At 46.2% G+C, this 22881-nt stretch carries 17 protein-coding genes and 1 tRNA gene; 13 read left to right on the forward strand and 5 right to left on the reverse strand.

Features of this window, described 5'->3' with window-relative positions; translation table 11 throughout:
• Position 1: 1 nt before the first annotated feature.
• From C1710_RS04005 to C1710_RS04035, 6 genes are all read left to right on the forward strand, one after another.
• Complete coding sequence (locus C1710_RS04005; RefSeq protein WP_102280311.1) at positions 2-1351, forward strand: ATP-binding protein; 1350 nt, start codon at positions 2-4, stop codon at positions 1349-1351.
• Between the two features lie 25 nt (positions 1352-1376).
• Positions 1377-3767: a DEAD/DEAH box helicase gene (locus C1710_RS08320; RefSeq protein WP_235857962.1), complete on the forward strand. Its 2391-nt coding sequence runs from the start codon at positions 1377-1379 to the stop codon at positions 3765-3767.
• An 83-nt stretch (positions 3768-3850) separates the two neighbouring features.
• A complete protein-coding gene (locus C1710_RS04020) occupies positions 3851-4057 on the forward strand; it encodes a hypothetical protein (protein WP_102280313.1) in 207 nt (68 codons plus the stop codon).
• Positions 4058-4147: 90 nt separating this feature from the next.
• On the forward strand, positions 4148-4735 hold the full coding sequence (locus C1710_RS04025) for a uracil-DNA glycosylase family protein (RefSeq protein ID WP_102280316.1): 588 nt from the start codon (positions 4148-4150) through the stop codon (positions 4733-4735).
• A 132-nt stretch (positions 4736-4867) separates the two neighbouring features.
• Positions 4868-5164, forward strand: coding sequence for a DUF1919 domain-containing protein (locus C1710_RS04030; protein ID WP_180961295.1), 297 nt, complete (start codon positions 4868-4870; stop codon positions 5162-5164).
• A 178-nt stretch (positions 5165-5342) separates the two neighbouring features.
• Positions 5343-6011, forward strand: a complete 669-nt coding sequence (locus C1710_RS04035; protein WP_180961296.1) for a mucin-binding protein — start codon at positions 5343-5345, stop codon at positions 6009-6011.
• Between the two features lie 121 nt (positions 6012-6132).
• Here C1710_RS04035 and C1710_RS04040 read toward each other — a convergent pair whose 3' ends face one another.
• The 3 genes from C1710_RS04040 to amaP are packed head-to-tail and all read right to left on the reverse strand — an operon-like array spanning position 6133 to position 7305.
• Positions 6133-6534 (reverse strand): Asp23/Gls24 family envelope stress response protein, encoded by a 402-nt coding sequence (locus C1710_RS04040; protein ID WP_102280325.1) that lies wholly within the window; start codon positions 6532-6534, stop codon positions 6133-6135.
• 23 nt (positions 6535-6557) lie between these two features.
• Positions 6558-6749 carry a hypothetical protein gene (locus C1710_RS04045; RefSeq protein ID WP_102280328.1) on the reverse strand — a complete coding sequence of 64 codons (192 nt, stop codon included), beginning with the start codon at positions 6747-6749 and terminating at the stop codon, positions 6558-6560.
• 10 nt (positions 6750-6759) lie between these two features.
• Positions 6760-7305 carry an alkaline shock response membrane anchor protein AmaP gene (gene amaP, locus C1710_RS04050; protein WP_102280330.1) on the reverse strand — a complete coding sequence of 182 codons (546 nt, stop codon included), beginning with the start codon at positions 7303-7305 and terminating at the stop codon, positions 6760-6762.
• Between the two features lie 321 nt (positions 7306-7626).
• Between amaP and C1710_RS04055 the strand changes: the two genes are divergently transcribed.
• The 3 genes from C1710_RS04055 to C1710_RS04065 are packed head-to-tail and all read left to right on the forward strand — an operon-like array spanning position 7627 to position 11569.
• Positions 7627-8898 carry a cytosine permease gene (locus tag C1710_RS04055; RefSeq protein ID WP_102280332.1) on the forward strand — a complete coding sequence of 424 codons (1272 nt, stop codon included), beginning with the start codon at positions 7627-7629 and terminating at the stop codon, positions 8896-8898.
• Between the two features lie 15 nt (positions 8899-8913).
• Positions 8914-10002: a DUF917 domain-containing protein gene (locus tag C1710_RS04060; RefSeq protein WP_102280334.1), complete on the forward strand. Its 1089-nt coding sequence runs from the start codon at positions 8914-8916 to the stop codon at positions 10000-10002.
• Positions 10003-10006: 4 nt separating this feature from the next.
• Positions 10007-11569, forward strand: a complete 1563-nt coding sequence (locus tag C1710_RS04065) for a hydantoinase/oxoprolinase family protein (protein ID WP_102280336.1) — start codon at positions 10007-10009, stop codon at positions 11567-11569.
• A gap of 62 nt (positions 11570-11631) precedes the next feature.
• Here the strand turns inward: C1710_RS04065 and C1710_RS04070 are convergent, their stop codons facing one another.
• Entirely contained in the window at positions 11632-12864 is a 1233-nt protein-coding gene (locus C1710_RS04070; RefSeq protein ID WP_102280339.1) for an L-lactate MFS transporter, read from the reverse strand.
• A gap of 198 nt (positions 12865-13062) precedes the next feature.
• Between C1710_RS04070 and C1710_RS04075 the strand changes: the two genes are divergently transcribed.
• The 4 genes from C1710_RS04075 to C1710_RS04090 all read left to right on the forward strand — a co-directional run bounded on the left by C1710_RS04075 (position 13063) and on the right by C1710_RS04090 (position 21134).
• Positions 13063-13135: transfer RNA gene (locus C1710_RS04075), tRNA-Thr, on the forward strand.
• Positions 13136-13590: 455 nt separating this feature from the next.
• Positions 13591-14535 carry a hypothetical protein gene (locus C1710_RS04080; RefSeq protein ID WP_102280342.1) on the forward strand — a complete coding sequence of 315 codons (945 nt, stop codon included), beginning with the start codon at positions 13591-13593 and terminating at the stop codon, positions 14533-14535.
• A gap of 205 nt (positions 14536-14740) precedes the next feature.
• Positions 14741-19447: a DEAD/DEAH box helicase gene (locus C1710_RS04085; RefSeq protein WP_102280345.1), complete on the forward strand. Its 4707-nt coding sequence runs from the start codon at positions 14741-14743 to the stop codon at positions 19445-19447.
• A gap of 385 nt (positions 19448-19832) precedes the next feature.
• Positions 19833-21134, forward strand: a complete 1302-nt coding sequence (locus C1710_RS04090) for an ISL3 family transposase (RefSeq protein WP_102280348.1) — start codon at positions 19833-19835, stop codon at positions 21132-21134.
• Between the two features lie 257 nt (positions 21135-21391).
• On the opposite strand, the gene C1710_RS04095 is transcribed toward C1710_RS04090, so the two are convergent.
• Entirely contained in the window at positions 21392-22714 is a 1323-nt protein-coding gene (locus tag C1710_RS04095; protein WP_102280350.1) for an IS256 family transposase, read from the reverse strand.
• Between the last annotated feature and the right edge of the window lie 167 nt (positions 22715-22881).

Genomic DNA, 22881 nt, shown 5'->3' on the forward strand with positions numbered 1-22881 from the left:
TATGCCAGCAAATCAGACACGAAGGGTACCAAAGCGGATTGCCCAGACTATTTTGCACTCACTGAAGGGTGGGGTAGTTCCGCGGATTGGCCTGCCTTACATCACGGTGGGGCGGAAAGCCGAAATTGAGGCCCTCCTGCACGATTTTAGTGTGGTAGCCGACGGTGGGGCCTCCTTCCACTTTATCGTCGGTAAGTACGGGTCTGGGAAGAGTTTCCTACTGCAGACCATGCGCAACTACATCATGGACAAGGGCTTCGTCGTCGTTGACGGGGACCTATCACCAGAACGACGGCTCCAGGGCACTAAGGGGCAGGGACTGGCAACCTACCGGGAACTGGTCCAGAACATGGCCACCAAGACGCGTCCGGAAGGCGGGGCCTTGCCGCTGATCCTCGACCGCTGGATTAACTCGGTGCAAAGTAAGGTGGCGGCCAGTGGCCAAGTGGACCCAGCCGATACCGCGGCCTTTGGGCAGGCGGTCGACCAGCAGATCTACGCTGTCATCGCGTCGCTTAATGAACTGGTGCACGGCTTTGACTTTGCCCGCTTACTAAAGATGTACTACCACGCCTACCTGGATGACGATGAAGAGACCAAGGCCAAGGTGATTAAGTGGTTCCGCGGCGAGTACGACCGGAAGACCGATGCCAAGAATGAGCTCGGCGTCAACATCATCATTAGTGACAGCGACTGGTACGAGTACCTGAAGCTCTTCGCCGTCTTCTTCCGGCAGGCGGGCTACGCTGGCTTGGTGATCATGATCGACGAACTGGTCAACATCTTTAAGATTCCGAACAGCATCAGCCGCCAGTACAACTACGAGAAGATCCTGACGATGTACAACGACACCCTCCAGGGTAAGGCGAAGTACCTGGGCATCCTGATGGGCGGGACGCCACAAGCTATCGAGGACAAGCGCCGGGGCGTTTACAGCTACGAGGCACTCCGTTCGCGGCTGACCCAGGGGAAGTTTGCTGACATTAGTGATGCGCGCGACATGTACGCACCAGTGATTAAGCTGGCACCGTTGACCGCTGATGAGATGCTGGTCTTAACAGAAAAGTTGGCGGCAATGCACGCCGGGCTGTATGGTTATCAACAGACAATTACCGATGAGCAGTTAGCGTACTTTATCAAGATCGAGTATTCTCGGATTGGCTCGTCGACCAACATCACACCACGGGAAGTCATCCGTGACTTTATCGAGCTACTCGATATCTTGTGGCAGAACCCGTCGACCAAGATTGATGACTTGCTGAATTCGGACCGTTTTTCTTATGCCCAGAAGGACCAACAGACCGACCAGCAGGGTGACAGTGGCGACTATACCGAGTTTACCCTTGATTAATAGCAGTTGCTGAAAGGAGGAGCAGATGGACGTTTTTTCACGGTACGCCCCGTTTATCCAGGATTATATTTACCGCCAAGGGTGGGAGACGTTGCGTCCGATCCAGGTCGCGGCCGCCCACGAGATTTTTGACACTGATCACAACGTGCTGCTGTCAGCGTCAACTGCTTCTGGGAAGACCGAAGCGGCCTTTTTCCCGATTTTAACGGAACTGGACCAGGAGCCCAGTTCGACCATCGGCTGCCTCTACATCGCACCCCTCAAGGCGTTGATCAACGATCAGTACGACCGCTTGACGGAATTATGTGCGAACACCGGCATTGACGTCTGGCGCTGGCACGGCGACGTGTCGGCAACCCAGAAGCGGCGGATGATCAAGAAACCATCGGGAGTCCTGCAGATCACGCCGGAATCGCTGGAATCATTCATTATTAACAAGCACATGGACATCCCGCGCTTGTTTGGCAACCTCCGTTTTATCGTGATCGACGAACTCCACTCCTTTCTCCGCAGCGATCGCGGGGGGCAGACTTTCTGCCTGATCGAACGACTGAGCCGGCTGGCGAGTGTCAAGCCGCGACGGATCGGTCTCTCGGCAACGATCGGCAACCTGCAGGCGGCGAACCACTTTCTCGGTGCCGGCAGTCCCTACCAGACAGCGGCGCCCAAGGTCAAAGGGAGCCGGCAGGTCTGGCGGTTGTCGATGGAACAATTCTATAAGCAGGGCCCCCAGGCCGCTGACCGGACAAAGGAACAGCAGGCCGCTATTGCGGATGCGGCCCAGGGTGGCGTCAACGGCCAGGGAGGTCAGTCGAAGCAGACCGACCTGCAGATTCGTCGGGACGCGGCCAAACAAACCCGCCCGGATTTGCCAAAAACTGATGAATCCCTGATCGGCCCGAAGACGGATCAGGCGCCCGCCCTAGCAGACCCGGGAATCGGTTATATTTTCGAACATACCCGCGGCAAGAAGTGCCTGGTCTTTACCAATAGTCGGGAGGAATGCGAAGCGGTCTGTCAACAGTTGCGCGAATACGCCGAGTATAACCATGAACCCGACCGTTTCCTGATTCACCACGGTAACCTTTCGCCCGCTTACCGCCAAACGGCCGAAGATGCGATGAAAGACGAGGATTCCTACATGACCACCTGCGCGACGGCCACCCTGGAGTTGGGAATCGACATTGGCAAATTGGAGAGCGCCTTCCAACTGGAAGCACCGTTCACCGTTTCTGGCTTTCTCCAGCGGATGGGACGGACCGGACGTCGGGGAACTCCGCCAGAAATGCACTTCGTAATGCGTGAAGAACACCCCGAATCACGGGCAATGTTACCGGACCTCATTCCGTGGTCGTTGTTGCAGGGGATTGCCCTTGTTCAGCTCTACATTGAGGAACGGTGGGTCGAGCCGCCGGCCCCGAACCGTTTGCCATACAGCCTCCTCTACCACCAGACAATGAGTACGTTGCGCGCTGGCGGGGAGATGAGCCCGGCGGAATTAGCGTCGCGGGTACTATCGTTGTCGTATTTTCGCAACGTGTCCCAGGCCGACTATAAGGTCTTGCTGAAACACTTAATTGCTACCGACCATCTTGAGCAGACGCCGCATGGCGGGTTGATTGTCGGCTTGGCCGGTGAACGGGTCGTCAACAACTTCAAGTTCTACGCCGTCTTTAAGGAAAACATTGAGTTTAGCGTTCACGCCGGTTCAGAGGAGCTCGGGACGATCGTGGCGCCACCGCCGGTCGGTGACAAGGTGGCGATTGCCGGCAAGGTGTGGGTCGTCGAAGACATCGACCGCAAGCGCCACCAGGTCTACGTTCATGGCGTTAAGGGACAAATTCCGGCCTACTTTGGCGAAGTGGCTGGTGATATCCAACCGAAGATTCTTTGGCGGATGCGCAAAGTATTGGCGGAAAAGAAAATGTACCCGTACTTGATGCCGAACGCCAAAGCGCGGTTGACCGAGACCCGCGACGTCTGTGAACGGGCGGGGCTCCCCGGCCAGCAGTTGATTAACCTGGGTGGCAAGATGTGGGCCTTCTTCCCGTGGACCGGGTCGTACGCCTTTTTAGCATTGGAACGTCTCCTGCGAATTAAGTGTGCCGACCGGTTAAACCTGCGAGGCTTCAACTCGTCGCGGCCATACTTCATGGAATTTGCAATGGACGCGGATGCGGATGAGTTCTTCAAGGTGCTGGCTGAGGAAGCAGCTAAGGATTTTCCGCCGCTCGACCTTGTTTACCCCAACGAAGTGCCGTTCTTTGACAAGTACGACGAGTATTTGCCGGATAAACTAGTGCGCAAGGAGTTTGCCGAGAGCATTTTAGATATTGCCGAGATGAAACGTTGTGTTGCTCATGCGGTCAAGGAATACCAGGAAAACCAGCAGTTGCCGCCAAAACAACGCGGATAAAAGAAATTTTAAAAAAATGAGGCAAAACGCTTAACATGTGAGAAAAAAGGACTACAACTGAAGGTGAAAAGGGGGTCAATATTATGACAGTAGAAAATGACACGATCAAGAACATGGAGAAGTATGATTTTGACGTGACTGACACTGACGATAAGGCTATTGACCTGACCAAGATCAGCGATCAACCAGCAGATGCTGAGTACGATCTGCGGATCAAGAACCACATTGTCCAAGACAATATGACCGGCCAGCAAGTTGTTGATTCGGTCAACAGTTTGTTCGCTGCTTAAATTAATTTTCAGCTTCCTAACTCAAAACCGCTGACGTGAAGAGCGTCAGCGGTTTTTGTTATATACTGGTAAAAAGCAGGAGGTGGAAGGATGACAGACCAATTCAGTCGGATCAAGCAGGCAATTATGGCCGCTCCGGAAAACAAGCAATTCACTTCTAGGGGCATTCCGCCGCTCTACTACGCCGGTCCCAACGCCCGGATCAACCTGATTGCCCAAGCACCCGGCAAACGGGCCCAGGACCAACGGATGTTTTGGAACGACCGCAGTGGTGTTCGTCTCCGCAACTGGCTGGGAGTCAGTTGGGACGAATTCTATCATTCGGGCAAGATCGCCATTATGCCGATGGACTTCTACTATCCAGGGAGGGGACGCAGTGGTGACCTGCCACCGCGGAAAGATTTCGCGGCCAAGTGGCATCCGCAGTTACTCCAGTTGATACCCAACATTCAGTTGACGATCCTGGTGGGGGCTTACGCGGCGCACGCCTACCTCCATTTACCGAAGAAAGTCAAGCAGACGACCATTGTGGAACACTACCGGCAGTACTTGCCTGATTACTTGCCAATTATTCACCCGTCGCCGCGTAACCAGGCCTGGGTTAAGCACCATTCCTGGTTTGAAAAGGAGTTACTGCCTGACTTGCGCCAACGGGTTCGGCAAATAATGGATGGATAATAGCGAAGCCGGTACCTATTTTGACGGGCACCGTTTTTTTGCTGGGGTGATAATCAAAAGGTCAGTATTTCGGTAGAGTAAAAATGATATAATTAATGACAATATTACGATTAAGAGATGGGCGATGAAGTGATGAGTGAGGCAATTCCGTTTTACGAGCAACCGTTAGTAATTCGGCAGCAGCGGTTAACCAATAAAGACTTTTCGATTATTTGTCAGAATTGTGCTGCTGTCTTCATTTATCACCAACTTGGGCTCAAATTTCTGACGCCCACGATTAACCTTTATTTTTACCCGGGAGGCTTTCTCCAATTCGTCCAAAACCTGCACTACTACCTGGAGGATTGCTCCCTGGTGGAAGACCAGCAGGTGGCAGAAGGGTTCCCGGTGGAAATGCTAGGTAATGGCGAACAGCGTCAGTGCCTCTGAATCCAATTCGGTATCGTCCAGCGAATCCAACAGTGTATCTGCCTCTGAATCCAATAGCGTAAGTGCTTCAGAATCAAATTTTGTAAGTGCATCCGAGTCCAACTCGGTATCTGCTAGTGAATCCAACAGCATCAGCGCTTCGCAATCGAACTCCGTCTCCGCATCCGAGTCCGTCTCGATGAGCGAGAGCGGGTCGACCTCTGGTTCGATCTCGTACCAGTACAAGACGGTTTACCGGGATATCGTTATTCACTTCCCAAATGGCTCGACGTCAACTGAACGGCAATCCGTTGAATTCCGGCGGTCAGCTGAAATCGTTCAACAGCCAGCACAAGCTTCTGTTGCCAATGCTCAGTTCATGATGCTGAACCGGATGGACGCACCTGCTGATGCAGTCGATGATGGTCTGACGTGGAGTGAATGGGTACCGGTCAACGGTGACTCGTTTGGCGAGTTCCTGCCGCCACACGTGGACGGCTACCACGCAGTTTCAGCACGGATTGATGCTGCATGTGTTGATCCAAATACGCCTGATGGCCAGGTAGCCTCAACGGTTGATGTTTGCTACCAGCCAGATGGTTCCGGGTCCACGTCCGGGTCGACATCAACTTCGACTTCCGGATCAATGAACTCGACATCAACGTCAACGTCGATGAGTAACAATCCAACTAACAACGGTCAGGCAAGTCTGACTTCGAACTCTACTCGTCAACCGGCCGCTTCGGTACAACACGAGAAACTGCCACAGACTGGTAGTTCGACCAACCACGGTTCCATTCTTGGAGTAGCCCTCTTAGCAGGATTATCCTTGCTCGGGTTGGGTGGCAAGAAGAAGGACGACGACTAATCGTTGATTAGTTGCAAGAACTAATAAAAGCGGGGAGACATCTCTTGATGTCGCCTCGCTTTTTCTGTGCAATAAAAACACCTCCGCTCGGGTGGGCGGAGGTGCTGCTGTTTAATTTAAGCTAGCTGACGCTTCGTTCTTTATCCGCGTTCATTTCTGCCTTCGTCATGACGTCATTGATGTGGAGCTCAAACTTCACGAGCTTAAGACCGGTCATCTTTTCGATTTCGGCAGCCACTTCCTTGCAGACGTCCTTGAAGATTTCTGGTGCGGACTTGCCGTATTCAATTGTGGCATCCATTTTGACGGCGACCTGTTTTTCGCCGGCATCGACCTTGATCCCCTTAGTAATGTCTGTTCCGGACGTCACCTTGTCAGCAAACTCGCTGAACATATTGCCGTCGAGGGAGATGATTCCGGGCACGCGGCTGGCGGTGATTCCGGCAATCTTTTCAATGACTTGGTCATCAAAGGTTAATTTTTGGTCGACAGCTGGTTTGGTTTTTTGGTTTGTGTTAGGCATAGTAGTTCCTCCTTGGAATGTTGCTAGTTACTGAGTCTTTTCAGCAACCGTTGTGTAAGGTCGTTAATTGAGTACCCTAGAATGTCTAAGATGTAGCCAATTGCGCCAAGAATTAAGGTTGTCAGCAGGATCGCCAGCATGGGGAGAAAGCCCCAGGCAACCCAACTGATGCTGATGATCAGGCCGACCACCATAAAGATTGCCGTTAATTTCATCGTGTACCTCCTAGACGATGGCGACGTCCTGTTTGTGGTTGAACGGCTTGAGGTTGACCCGCAACTTGCGGAGGTCAATGTCAAACTGTTCCTTCAGGTTAGTGGCGATGTTATCGTGGATTGACTGTTTCAGATGGCGAGAATCCGATCGCTGGGACAAGATCCCGTTGACCGTCACGTCAGCCTGCCGACTATTTTTGTGCATTTTGACTTTGGCGTCGGTGTTGTACAAATCGTAGTCGGCCAGGGCCAACTGAATGTTCTTTTCAACCGCCTGTTTGTCAATCTTGACCCGGTAAGGGCCATCATTGACGATGGTCAGCTGTTTACTGGTTGTCGGGCGGAAAATCGCGATCGCAATCGTTGCGACTGCTAGAACAATCAAGTAACTGGCGATGACGACGATTGTGATTTGTCCGGCCCTGGTTGTTAACCAACCGAGGATTAGCTGGGCGGCCGGTTCATTCTGGAAGGACCAGAGAAGAATCGTGCCGGCCCCCAGGAGTGCCTGGATGATAAATAACCAGGCGACCCACCATTTTTTCCATGCGGCCATCGGTGTCACTCCTTTCGTGGGGTGGCTATGTTTTATTGTAATATCACTATAACAGTAATCATGGGAAAGACACCATTTTTTAGTCTTAATTAAGGGATAGTTAAGCTGGAACTCTTGCTTTATTCATACTCTTCATGAATTGTTCTTACTTGGGGGGTGGCGACTCCAATACAAGGTTAAAAAATAATTAAAAATAGAAACCGGTTACGAACAAAATTAGGGTAGTAATGCCGGTTTGTCCGTGTTAGTATATTAAAAATCAATGAGAAAGGAGGGCCGCGAGGCTGCGACGACGTTTGAGATCTTAAATGGAGGAATGCTATGAACAATAAGCAAAATCAGAAATGGTGGGGACTGGCCTTTGTGTGGGCTGGGGCCCTGGTATCAATCCCCAGTCTTTTATTAGGTGGGACTCTTGTTTCCGGGATGACACTGATGCAAACCCTGTTGACTGCACTAGTGGGCTACGGATTGGTAGTAGTCATTATGATTTTCCAGGGGATGCAGAGTTCTGACTTGGCACGACCAACGGTGAAGGTTGCCGAATATGTCTTTGGCAAGAAGGGGTCACAACGAGTAATTTCAACCCTAATTGCGGTCGGTTGTTTAGGCTGGTTTGGGATTCAAGCTAACGTGGCCGGAGCTGCTTTTAACGGCCTCTTAAGCGCCTTTGGGCTGCACCTGCCACTATGGGTAGCCGACCTCTTCTGGGGTGTCATTATGGTGGGGACGGCCATTTATGGAATTAAGGCGGTTCGCTGGCTGACTTACGTGGCGGTGCCATACCTGGTATTGGTTTGCCTGTACGGTCTTTTTCACGCTCTGCAAACCACGAGTTGGTCGCAATTAATGGCTTACCAACCGGCACACCACCTTTCCTTTGCGACTGGTTTAACAACCACCCTGGGCGGCTTTGCCCTCGGGGCAGTGATTGCGGGTGACTACTCTCAGTACAGCCCGCACCGCAAGGATGTTGTCAAGGCGGCAGTCTGGGGTGTCATCCCTGCCGGGGTACTGATGATTGCCGTTGGTGCTATTCTGACGATTGCTTACCGTTCATCGGATCTCAGTGCGTTATTTATTAAGGTGGCCACCCCGCTGATTGGTGGGCTGGCCCTGGTCCTTGCAACTTGGAAGGTTAACGTCATTAACGCCTTTTCTGGCGGGATTGCGTTTAATAACGTCTTCAACGTTCCGCAAAAGTACCAAAAACCAGCAGTGTTCCTGGTGGGGATGGTAGGAACGGTCCTTGCTATCTTTGGGATTATGAACTTCTTTGAACCAGTGATGAACTTGCTGGGAGCGATGGTCCCACCGGCGGCCGGCGTGATGTCAGCTGCTTACTGGTTGGTGAACCGCGGCCACGTGGACACAGCGGCACCCGTTGCTAATTACCACTGGCGCGGAATCGTTGCCTGGGCTGCTGGTGCGTTAATCGCGGCGGTCCCGGTAGTGATGTCCTTTTTCCCGAACTTACCGCACTTGTCGGTCAACCCATTGACAGGGATTGTTATCTCACTGGTCCTCTACCTATTGCTTGTGCGACTAGGTCAACCGGCAAACGAGAATCGTCGAGAAGAAGCAGAAGATTAGAAAGGAGGAAACACTGTGCGTGAATTACGACAACAAGATGTAGATGACATTGCGACCGGCGCTTCCTTTATGGGTGCTGGCGGCGGTGGCGACCCTTACGTGGGCAAGTTAATGGCCAAAGTGGCTATTAGCAAGGGCCAGCCAGTCAAGCTGATTTCGGTAGATGACGTCGATCCGGATGCTATTTACGCGCCGGTGGCCTGTATGGGTGCACCATCGGTCATGACCGAAAAGTTCCCGAAGGGCGATGAATTTCAACGAGTCCTCAATGCCGTTGCTGAGCGTCAACACAAAAAGATTGGCGGGATTTTCCCGATTGAAGCCGGCGGGGTTAATTCGATGATTCCCCTGGTGCTCGGGGCGCAAACCGGCATCCCAGTCGTTGACGTCGATTCGATGGGCCGGGCCTTTCCCGAACTGCAGATGACGACGCTCCACTTAGCCGGGGTGACCGTACCGCCGATGGCCATTACCGATGAAAAAGGAAACCTTGGTTTACTGGAGACGGTTACTGACAAGTGGGCTGAATTACTGGCTCGTGACATGACGGTGGAGTTAGGGGCGACGGCGGTTGTCTCCCTGTTTTCCACTACCGGAAAAATGCTGCAAAAGGTTGGGGTTCATGGCATCCTGACCAAGTGTCAGCGTCTGGGCCAAATTGTTCGCCAACATTCTCGTGGCCGCCAATGGCAACTGGACCAAATTCACCAGTTGACCGGCAGTTTCCACCTGTTTGACGGCAAGGTGGTGGATGTTTCGCAAACGACGTCTGGCGGTTTTAACCATGGGCAGATTACCGTTGACGGGCTTAAAGAGTTTACGGGCCACCAGCTAGTCATTGACTACCAAAACGAAAACCTGATCGCCAAGTTAGATGGCCAGGTAGTGACGAGCGTGCCTGACCTCATCTGTTTAGCAGATATTGACTCGTTGACCCCCTTTACGGCGGAAGATGTCCGCTACGGTAAACGCCTTTCCGTCTTTGGCTTACCATGTGACCCTCAATGGCGGACCGCCAAGGGTCTCGCAACGGTGGGGCCACGATACTTCGGTTACGATTACGACTACGTACCGGTTGAACAGTTAGTAAAAGAGGGAAGGTGAGCCGATGAAATACAGACTTGGTGTTGATGTTGGTGGGACAAACACTGATGCGGTCATTTTGACCAACGATAATCACGTGGTGGCACATAAGAAATCGCACACCACGACGGATATTCAAACCGGGATTGCCCGGTCGATCCAGCAAGTTCTCAAAACGAGTAATATTGACGGCAGTCAGCTTGACGTGGCGATGCTGGGAACCACCCAGTGTACAAACGCCATCGTGGAACGCAAAAACCTGATTTCCGTCGGCGTCATCCGGCTGGGTTACCCAGCAACGCTTTCCCTGCCGCCTTTTACGGAATGGCCAGCGGACCTAGTAACCGCCTTGCACCCGTTAGCGGCCACCTTGCACGGGGGCAATGAATTTGATGGGCGACCAATTTCGCCATTTGACCCCGCAGAAGTCAAAAACTTGCTGAAAAAGTGGGCCGGCAAGGTTGATTCACTGGCAGTTATTGGCGTCTTTTCACCGGTTAACGACCAGCAAGAACAAGCGGTGGCTAAACTCGCTCACCAACTCTATGGTGATGACTTCCCCGTTTCCTGTTCGGCAGCTATCGGGTCATTGGGCCTGATTGAACGCGAAAACGCGACGATCCTCAACTCCGCGTTGAATCAGGTGATGAAGAAAACCGCCAATGGGTTTATCAATTCGCTGCAGCAGGCGGGAATCGTGAATGCGACCCCGTACCTCTGTCAAAATGACGGCACTTTGATGTCGATCGACTACGCGCGCCAGCATCCGATTTTGACGATCGGGAGCGGGCCCACTAACAGTATCCGCGGGGCAGCCTACCTGTCATCATTGAAGAACGCGATTGTGCTTGATATCGGTGGGACTACCGCTGACCTGGGCGCCCTCGTGAATGGTTTTCCTCGTGAATCCTCGGTAGCCGTGGAAGTGGGCGGTATTCGGACCAACTTCCGGATGCCAGACATTCTTTCTATCGGCTTAGGCGGCGGAAGCATTGTGCGTCAGACTGCTGATGGCAAGGTGACTGTGGGCCCGGATAGTGTCGGTTACCAGATTGAGGAACGGGCGGTCTGCTTTGGTGGTGACACGGTAACGGCCACTGACATTGCCGTTCGGCTGGGCCTGGCAACGGTTGGTGATCCGGAATTAGTTAAGCAAAAGGTGAGCCGCGAACTTGCTCAACAGGCGGGCCAGCAGATTAAGGAAATGTTGGAAGGGAGCATTGACAGTGTCAAGACGGAAGCAGGGGATGCAGACTTGCTGCTGGTTGGCGGGGGCGCAATTATCGCTCCGCAACAGTTAGCTGGTGTGGGCCACATCTTCCGCGATCCGTTGGGTGCCGTTGCGAATGCGATTGGGGCATCAATCGCGCAAATTGGTGGGGAATACGAACGGCTTTACGCCTACGATCAAGTTCCCCGCAAAGAAGCGCTCAAGGATGCGGAACAAAAGGCAGCCGCCCAAGCTGTCCAGGCCGGCGCTGACTCTGCTACTACCAAGCTGGTGGCAGTGGAAGAAACGCCAATTGCCTACGCGCCTGGCAACTCCCATAAGGTCAAAGTAAAGGTTGTTGGTGAAATCCAACAGTAATTGAAATCAAAAAGGCTCCATCGTTCAAGCGAACGGTGGAGCCTTTGTTTGTGAGGAAATGATTAAGCAGATTCTGTTGACTGGTGGGTGACGAAACTCTTCTGAATTCGTAGCGAGACGATCATCGCCAGCAGGTCAATGATGATGAAGACCCCCAGGGTCACGTAGTAGTTATGCAGGACTTGGTGCGTCCAGGAGAGCAGCAGGGGACCAACCATTCCGGCAGCTGCCCAGGCCGTCAGCACATAACCGTGGATGGCACCCAGTTCCTTGGTGCTGAAGACATCGCCGAGGTAGGCGGGGATGACGGAAAAACCAGCACCGTAACATGACATTAAGAAACACAGCGCGAGGGCGAAGATGAACGGCTGTTTAAAGATGATCAGGGTCAGCAGCATCACGACGTCGAGGACGAAAATCAGACTGTAGGTCAGCGGACGGCCAATGTAGTCAGACAAGGTGGCCCAAGCCAAGCGACCGAAGCCGTTGAACAAGCCGATAATCCCGACCATCACCGCGGCGGTAGCGGGAGTCATTGCGGTCATGTTCTGCGCCATCGGGGATGCGGCGGAGACCAGGCCGATACCCGTGGTAATGTTGATGAAGAACATGAACCAGAGGCTCGCAAACCAGCGGGTGCGAACGGCTTGGTTAGCCGTCATTTCTTGGTTGGTTAGGCTGACCCGAGCAGCGTTTTGAGCAATGACGGTTGGTAATTCGTGGGGTTTTGGTTTCTTGATGAATTGCGCCGCGATAACCATGACGATAAAGTAGAACAGACCCAGAATGTAGAAGGCATTCACCAGGCCGATGGTTAAAATCAACCGCAGGGCGACCGGACCGGTGAGGAGGGCCGCAAAGCCAAAGCCCATAATGGCAAGGCCAGTTGCCAATCCCCGCTTGTCAGGGAACCAGCGGACGATAGTGGAAACGGGGGTGACGTAGCCAGAACCCAGCCCCAAGCCGCCGATAACCCCGTAAGCGAGGTACAGCAGCCATAATTGGCGGTTGTGGATGGCCAAACCAGTGAGGGCGATGCCGGTGCTGTAAAAAATACTAGAAATAGTGCCGACGGTGGAGGGGCCAAACTTTTCAACTAGTCGGCCCATGAAGGCGGCAGACATTCCCAGGAAAAAGATTGCTAGACTGAAGGCGAAGGCAACGCTAGACTCGCGCCAGCCAGTTTCACGAACAATTGGCTTAGTGAAGACGCTCCAGGCGTAGACCCCACCAATCATTAGGTGAAATGCTACTCCAGCAAGAGCAATGCCGTAACGCTTTAACGAAGAAACCATTAGACTCTCCTCTCTTAAACACGAACATGAATACCAACAAGCGAATTATAATTCGCGAATATAAAGTACCATGGTTTATGAAAGGGCGCAATAGTAATTTTTTGAGCCGATATTGGGAATGTTTGATAGTGAGAAAAAAGGACAAAAAAGTCCTTGCATTTTTCTGAGTCTTTGATATACTATTATTCGTTGGTTGATGCTGACTTAGCTCAGTTGGCAGAGCATCGCATTAGTAATGCGGAGGTCGGAGGTTCGAATCCTCTAGTCAGCACTAGATAGTGTAGGATAGCCTATTATAACGCTGTTTATAGACGTTATAATAGGCTATTTTATATACAAATATGTTATCAGTTTCTCACTTTTTTCTCACGTGAACACTAAATGGTTATTATAATTTTTGATGAGGTGGTACTAATGCAGTCATATCAACTATTTTAGCCATTAATTTGTGTGAAAAAGTGTGAAATCGCTAGAGTAAAGATACGTAGTTAAAGTGTGCCACTAAAATAATATAAATAATTCTAGCAGTTAAGTATATTATTCTTGAGGAGAGTGTTTGAAATATAGAAAAACTAATTAAATATCTTAGTAAAAGGCTTTGATTTCCTAGTTGAAAATCAAAGCCACTTTTATTATATGTTATAAAATAAAAGTGAATATATTATGAGTGCAATGGGAATATAAATGGTGAGTAAAAATATCTGAAGAAAGTGTAGGTAGATAATAATGAATCTTGATCAAAATTTGTTAAGGACATTGGCAAAGAATTCTAACAGTTTAGTAGCATTAAGGGATTGGGTAAATAATGACTCTGATTTTCAACAACATTCTAAGCAATATATTATTGCTAAAAGATTTTATGCTGATCCTAATGAAAATAAAAGAATATATCATTATACTAAAATGGATAGGTTAGATAGCATTTTGAAAGCAAAAAGGTTCTATATAGGATCAATTAAGGATATGAATGATCCTATGGAAATTAGCTATACTTATAATTTGGCTAAAAAAGTTTTAAAATCGTTAGGTGCAACAACATCTGAAATAGATGTTTTTAATCAAGACCGTAAGGTAACATTCTTTGATACTTATATCTGGTGCTTTTCGTATAGCGATTATAATCAAGCACTTCAGAATTATGGCGATATTGCCTTAGGGTTTGATACTCAACAAATTCAAGAATCATTAGCTAATCAATATACCAAACCCAAATTTGAAAATATGCAAATTGGTGATGGATATGTTTTTCCACTAAAGGTTGAGTATGATTTGGATGTTCAAAAAGAATATATTACTTCTATCATGGTTGAGTGGCTTAGAGCGTATCGAGGATTAAGGTATACAGAAACTTTACCTATTGCAAATGCAATAAGATTACAATGCCTTAAAGCTTTGTTTTTACTTTCCTTGTGTTTCAAACGGTATAAGTATCATCAAGAAGAAGAAATAAGATTTGTTATTGGAAAAATAACCCAAGATAGTAAGTTACACAATGATACAGTGTTTAATGGATATCCAAAGAGCGTTGCCTATATAAAACAAAATATGCTTAAAGAGATTGTTGTCACACATAAAGACGATGCGGATAAAAATATAGATGCTTTAAAACAAATTCTTAATAGAAATGATTTTGCAAAAGTAAAGGTTAGATTAACGGATTTAGATTATTAGAAAAGCCGTAAAGAATTATATAAGGTGCGTAGTTTTTCTTTAATTAGGGAGTAATATACGATTTTTACTAGATAATTTGCAATGATTTTTACATTTCTAAGATTTTGGCCTTTGTTATAACTTAGGAATTAAGTTGAGTATGTACTATGAGTATTAGATAATTAATGTTAAAGCAAGCTAAATTTAATAATTGAGGAATGAAATCATGGCAACATTTAATGAATTAATCACACAAGTTAATGATCACATTAATGATCAGCGTGATAGAGGAACTGCATTTGAAAAGATAGTATTGGCTTATTTGAAGAATGAGCCAACCTACCATAATAAATTTAGTGATGTTTGGATGTTAAAAGATGTTCCAGCTCAGTACGGCATCCCCAGAAAAGACACAGGGGTAGACTTAGTAGCTCGTGATCGTATTACGGGCGAACTTACTGCTATTCAGGCTAAGTTTTATCAAGGAAAAGTTGGAAAAGACACGATCAATTCATTTATTGCTGAGTTTAGTAAGAACTATTATGCAGCAGGAATTATTGTCAGCACAACCGATGAATGGAATAAGAATGCAGAACAAGCCTTAGAAGGACTCTCTAAGCCGATGACGCGGATTGGATTGTCACAGTTGGAACATTCAAACATTGATTGGCAACTTTTCTCGTTTGAAAAACAAAATGAGAATTTGCGACAACAACCTAAGCAGTTACGTGATTATCAGCAAGAAGCTATTGATGAATCTCTTAGTTACTTCAAACAACATGATCGCGGTAAGTTAATTATGGCTCCAGGAACAGGGAAAACCTTTACCAGCCTTAAAATTGCTGAAGCGTTGATGAAGGATCAAGATAAAGACAATTTTAATATTCTATACCTAGTACCTAGTATTCAACTGCTTTCTCAAACATTATTCAATTGGAATGACGATCATGATGAACATATATACATGAACTCATTCTCGGTCGTTTCAGACGCTAAAGCAACGAAGAAAAAACATGGTGATGATGACTTAAGTGCTAAAGATATTGGCTTTCCAGCTACAACAAATGTTAATCAATTAATGGCTAATTATCGAGAAATTAAGTCAAGTAGCAATAAACAAATGAATGTTATCTTTAGTACTTACCAATCTATTGATGTAATTCATCAAGCACAAGAATCTGGGTTGCCTGAATTTGATTTGATTATTGCAGATGAAGCTCATCGAACTACTGGATCTAGTGAAATGGGGGACCCTAGTGTTTTCACCAAGGTACACTCTAATAAGAATGTTCAAGGTAAGCTTCGTCTTTATCAAACTGCCACTCCTAAAGTTTATGGAGTTGATGCAAAGAAGAAAGCTAAAGAGCAAAGTATTGTTATTTCATCTATGGACGATGAAAAGACATATGGTCAAGTCATTTATCATCTCGGATTTGGAGATGCAGTTAACCGTGGCTATTTGACTGATTATAAAGTGTCAGTGTTAGCAGTTAGTGAGCAGTATGTTAATAAGACTATGCAGGAAACTTTGTCTTCAGATAATGAATTGAAGACGGACGATCCAGGTAAAATTATTGGGGTCTGGAATGCTATGGTAAAGCGTAATGGACTTAACGGTGAGATTAAGGGAGCACCGATGAAACGTGCCATTGCATTTACAGATACAATTGCTCACTCCAAGGAAATCGCTAAAGAATTTAATAATGTAGTTAATGATTACCTAGGCAAGGAAGCTGACGATAGTTTCACCGTTGATGTTAAGCACGTTGATGGTTCCCTAAATGCTCTTCAAAAGAAAAATGCTTTGGACTGGTTAGCTAATGGTATGCCTGATAATCATGCTCGAGTTTTGTCTAATGTTCGATTCTTAACAGAGGGAATTGATGTTCCTAGTCTAGATGCTGTAATCTTCTTTAGTCCTAAAAAATCACAAGTTGATATAGTACAGGCGGTTGGGCGAATTATGCGTCGCTATGAAGGCAAAGATTATGGCTACATAATCCTTCCAGTTGTTATTGATGCCGGATCAAAGCCAGAAGATGTTTTAGATAACAATAAGCGTTATCGAGAAGTATGGCAGGTATTGAACGCCTTACGGTCAACTGATGAGCGATTTGAAGCCGAAATTAATAAACTACAACTCAATAAAAAGAAATCCGGGAAGATTAACTTTATTGGTACTGATACCAGCCCTAGTCAACCGGTAACCGAAGAACGTGGTAAAGAAGCTGAATCGGTTCATGAGGATACGGCCGGTTATCAAACTAGTTTAGCCCTAAAATGGGGTGAAATTGAACAAGCCTTTTATGGACGGGTTGTGCAAAAGGTTGGTGATCGGCGTTATTTAGAGGACTGGTCTGCGGATGTAGCTGAAATCGCTCATAAGCATATCCAACGGATTAACGACCTAATTGATTCTAATCAAGAGGCCCAGAAAGCATTTAATCAGTTTCTAAATAGCCTACACTATAACATTAACGATGCTATTGATCGTGACCAAGCGGTGCAAATGTTGGCTCAACACTTAATTACTCAGCCGGTCTTTGAAGCTTTATTCAGTGGTTATAGTTTTATTAAAGAAAATCCAGTCTCTCAAGCCATTAATACGGTCGTATCAGTCTTTGAAAAGTACGGATTTGATAATGGTCAACAATCACTGAAGCCATTTTATGATTCTGTTAAAGCACGGGCGCAAGGAATTGATAATGCGGCAGCTAAACAGAAAATTATCGTGACGTTGTATGAGAACTTCTTTAAGAAGGGGTTTGAAAAGACTACGGATGCCATGGGAATTGTCTTCACCCCTGTTGAAGTCGTCGATTTTATTATTCATTCAGTTGATTATGCTTTACAAAAGTACTTTGGTAAGCATTTATCCGACCAAAATGTCCATATTTTAGATCCGTTTACTGGGACTGGAACATTTATTACGCGAACATTACAGTATTTCAGGGAACAAATGGATGCGGGAAAGATTACCTATCAAGATATTCTGCGCAAATATATGCATGAGCTTCATGCTAATGAAATTGTACTGTTAAGTTATTACATTGCAGCAATTAATATTGAAGCAGTGTTTGATGAGGTGAATGGTCCAGATAGGGGATACAAACCATTTGATGGCATTGTCTTAACTGACACATTTGAGAGTACTGAACGCCAAAACTCTTTTATGGATGAGCTACTTGGACAAAATAATGAACGATTGAAGAAACAGCAAGAACAACCAATCACTGCCATTATTAGTAATCCGCCATATTCGGTTGGTCAAAGTAACGCAAATGATAATAATCAAAATGTCCATTATCCGGAATTAGAGAAACGGATTGAGCAGACTTATGTAGAAAATAGCAAATCATCATTAAATAAGAGTTCATATGATAGCTATATTAAAGCTTTTCGGTGGGCTACTGATCGGATCGGCGATCAGGGCGTTATCGGATTTGTGACCAATGGTAGTTATCTGGATAGTAATAGTACGGATGGACTGCGTGCTTCATTATATAGTGAGTTTAACCATCTTTATATTTTTAACTTACGTGGTAATCAGCGAACTCAGGGTGAACAGTCACGTAAAGAAGGGGGAAAGATATTTGGTTCGGGTAGTCGTGCCCCTATTGCAATCAGTATTTTAGTTAAAGACGGATCGAACAAACATGAAATTTTTTATCATGATATCGGAGATTATCTGTCAAGAAAGCAAAAGCTTCAATTAATTGAGTTATCTAATGATACTCAAGGAATTGAATGGAGTCAGATTAAACCAGACGCTAATAATGATTGGTTAAATCAGCGTGATCCGCATTATCAAACTTATCCATCATTAGTTGGCGAAGAGAATTCACCGTTCTTAAATAACGCGGTGGGGATTAGTACTAATCGTGATATTTGGGTATCCGGTTTTTCTAAGCAAGCGGTATTAGAAAATTCCAAGCGATTGATTGATAACTATAATGCGGAAGTATTGAAAAATGGTGGACAAGGTAAAAAATCTACCATGCGTGATAGTAAGAAAATTAAGTGGAGTGCAGGCCTGGATAATCAATTTAAGAAGGGTATTAAGTTAGATTTTGAACCTCAAAGTATGCGGTTGGAGATGTATCGACCATTTACAAAAAAATGGTTAATGTATGATCGGAATATCGTAGAACGTCCAGGTAAATACTATGAACTCTGGGGTAAAGATAATGAGGTCATTTATACAACTGGAAAAGGAGCGAGTCGTCCATTCTCTGCATTAGTAATGAATGTATTGCCTAACTTACACTGTCAGGATACAGGTCAAGGGTTTATGCGATTTGACCACTCCAATAAGAATGAACTGCTACCTGATTCTGATAATATTAATAATCACTTTGCGAATAAATTAGGCTTGAGTGCCGATGAGGCCTTTGCTTATGTTTATGCTCTGCTAAATTCAGCCGATTATCAGCAACGTTATGCTAATGATTTACGAAAAGATTTAGCAAGAATACCAATTGTTAAGGATGTTGATAAGTATGTTGCAATTGGTCAACAGTTAATTAATCTTCATCTTAATTATGAAGAAGTGCCGGTTTACGATGATGTTGATAATCAATATAAGGGTGAGCCAAGTTATAAGGTCACTAAAATGAGATTTGCTAAAAAGCGCAATTCAGAAACAGGAAAGTTAGAGAATGATCGTTCAACAGTTATTTTTAATGATTCGATAACAGTATCCAATATTCCGGATAAAGCATATCAATACATCGTTAATGGTCGATCTGCTATTGAATGGATTATGGATCAGTATCGGGTTAAGCATGATAAGAAATCGGGGATTACTGATGATCCAAATGATTATAGTAATGATCCAAAGTACATTTTGCATTTGTTATTGAGAATTATTAATGTTTCTGTGCAGACTATAGATTTAATTAATCAATTACCTGAAATGCAAATTATCGAATAGTGCAAATAAGTTAGCCTTGTAGTTATTTATAAACGGCTATACCTATACCAAACTATTATTAAAGGGTTACAAATAAAACAGGTACTACTAAATAGCCAAAAGTGTAGTACCTGATTTTCCAGTTATAAGAGCTTTTTCATGCTTATCTATAATTAACAAATATGATGTTGATATTCTTGAATATATAATATTTACCTAGAGTGGGTATCACATAATAAGAAATTACGTGGTACCTACTTTTTTAGGCTCTACACTAAATCCTGTTGATGGATTGCCAACGTGGTAATCTGTTAATGGGATTTTTTCGTACAAAAAGGGAGCCATCACTGACTCCCTTCAGGAAAAATCTACGACCAAATAGCTTCTATCGAAAGGATGATTCAGGATGACTCCTAATAATGATTCTATCTGTTTTGCACTAGGAATGAAAGACTCCAATCTTATTTTGATGGATTATTTCTATGCCTTTATTAATTTGGCTAAGGGTACTCGCAAAAAGCTTCAACCTGATATTCGTAAATGTCGGATCTACGAATTTAAGCTTCGCAATCAGCTAATCACTTGCCCCAACTGTCATCACCGCCGCCTAGTAAAGTTTGGGTATTCTACGGTACAAACTATTTTTACCACCGATGACGCCAGTCATCCGGTGTTTCTACGAATCCATAAGCAACGCCTACGTTGTAAAGATTGTCGACGAACTTTTATGGCTCAATCGAATGTAGTCCGTAAATACTGTCACATCGCTAATAAGGTTAGGGCTAAGGCGATCATGAGTTTTCAAGATGATCGCACCCTGGAAAGTATTGCCCGTGACAATACGGTTTCATCAAGTACGGTCCTGCGTTATTTAGACGCAAGTCGCTCCATCGCTCCATTACACCAACACCAGTTGCCTACTAATCTCGCGATGGACGAGTTCCGGGGTGTTCATCGTCAACTGCACTTTATCTGTATTGACAACGATCACCATCGTATTCAAACGATCCTGCCGGATCGCTTTAAGCGGACAATTGAGAACTATTTTCTAAGCTTCACTCCTGCGGAAAGATCCCGGGTAAAAACCATTTCAATGGACTTAAACAGTTACTACCAAGACATCGCTCGTCGCTTGTTTCCCCACGCCGAAATTATCATCGATCGTTTTCATATTATTGCCATGATGACTCGTGCTTTCAATCAATATCGGGCCCAAGCCATGAAACAATTCCCGAAAACCAGTCGCCAGTACCGACTGTTAAAGTTTAGCTGGCAACTTTATCTCAAATCTGCGACGAATCTTTCTTACGAGCATGAATATTATGATCGTCACCTTCGTCAGAAGGTTACCAGTGGTGAGCGCGTGGATTTAGGGTTGGCTATTGATGATCGCTTACGAGCCGACTACCAGTTTCTACAAAATGTTATGCAAAACCTCAAACAACGCAATCTCGATCAACTGACCGAAAGCCTCTATCCGGGTACCAAGCTTAGTCCGCAGATGACCGCTGTTTTACACACCCTCAGACATAATCTCATGTACGTCCTTAACGCCTCACGATTTGACTACAGTAACGGGACCATTGAGGGGATCAATCGGATGATTAAACAAATTCAACGCACTGCTTTTGGTTTCAGAAATTACAATCACTTGGTCTATCGCATTCATTTCCGCCAAATGGCACAAAAAAAGAATCAAGCCGCTTAAGCTTGATTCTTACCTGTCAACAGGATTTGACAAAGAGCCCTTTTTTATAGCCAACGAGCAAAGGGTACTACGTATTTCGAATTTACGTAGTACCCTTTGCTCGTTATTTATTCAGGTTCATTAAATCCAAGACACTTTTGCTAAGCACTTCGGCTTTATCAGTATCTAAGTTATTTAGTAATTTAAGAAGCTTAGATTGAGAGAGTGTCAAGAATGTTGTGTAAAAAAGGAAACTTCGCCCGCGTGAATTGGCAATTCTAAAACATCGAATCAAGCGTGTCGTGACAATCTTTGAATCCCCGATGTGCTCGATTCTCAAATTTATCGTTGTACTCCATTACTTGCGTCATGATAAAGCGATCGAGGGCCCCTTCGTTTGGGAACTGCTCTTTACGTCGGACCATTTTCTTCAGGCTCTTATTGAACGACTCAATTAGGTTCGTCGAGTAGATGGTCTGACGGATCGCAGCTGGAAAACTGACGAACGTGAATAGCTCCTCCATTTGGACTAGATTCTTGATTCGACGCTTATAACTGGANATTTTCTTCAGGCTCTTATTGAACGACTCAATTAGGTTCGTCGAGTAGATGGTCTGACGGATCGCAGTTGGAAAACTGAAGAACGTGAATAGCTCCTCCATTTGGACTAGATTCTTGATTCGACGCTTATAACTGGACTCCCACTTAGCACTGAAAGCCGCCAATCGTTCTTTGGCGGCTTGTAGGTTCTCTGCTTGCCGAATAGCCTTAAAGTCGGTGATAATCTCCCTGCGATCGTTTTTGCGAACGTACCCTAAAAGGTTGCGCTCTGCGTGGACCCAGCACCGTTGAAACTTCGCCTGTGGGTAGTTAGCCTCAATCGCAGATTGAAGTCCAACTAAACCGTCGGCGATGAACAACTGAATATCTTTAATCCCCCGTGCGCGTAATCCCTGGAGTAGTTCAGACCAAGCGGCTCCGTTCTCGGTCGGTGCGATACTGTAGTCAAGAACTTCCTTACCGCCGTCACTTCGAATTCCGATCGCTACGTTAACGGCTTCTCGTTCAACGGTACCACGGCGTAACGGAATGTAAGTAGCATCGAGGAACACACAGACGTACTGTGAGTACTTGAATTTGCGCTCGTGGAACTCTTCAACCAGGTGTTCCGTCCGCTTAGTGATGTTTGAAACCGTGGTTGGTGAGTAGTAGTGGCCGTACATTCTCTCAACCATATCAGCGATTTCACGAGTTGTGACGCCCTTGGAGTACATCTTGACCATTTCCTCCAGTCCATCAGTCCGACGCACGTAAGGAGGGAAGAGGGCGTTTTGAAACTTGTTTAACCGGTCCCGTGGGATTGTCAGATTAATTTCACCGTACTCAGTGTCGATAGTGCGGGTGTACGTCCCGTTCCGGTAGTTCACGTCGTCTTTTGATCGGTCGATCCGAGTATGTGGTTCGTAGCCTAGCACCGCAGTCAGTTCATTTTGAAGGAACTGATTAACGACCACTTCGATTTGACAACGCAAGATTTCATTCAGGGTAATATCTTTGTCTGAAGATAGCGCTGCGATAATATCTTTGTTAAACTGGTTCATGGGGAAAGCCTCCGTATTCTGATTGGTTTTTAGCGATTTCAATCATACGGGGAAGGCTTTCCCTTTTTCAATACCCTCAAGGTATCAATTTACACAAAATATTTTACACTCCCTCTGATCTTGGTGAGTACGCTTTTTCTTTGGCATAAATCTGAAACTTGAAAGTA

It is taken from the genome of [Lactobacillus] timonensis (assembly GCF_900240275.1).
GTDB classification, from domain to species: Bacteria; Bacillota; Bacilli; order Lactobacillales; family Lactobacillaceae; genus Limosilactobacillus; species Limosilactobacillus timonensis.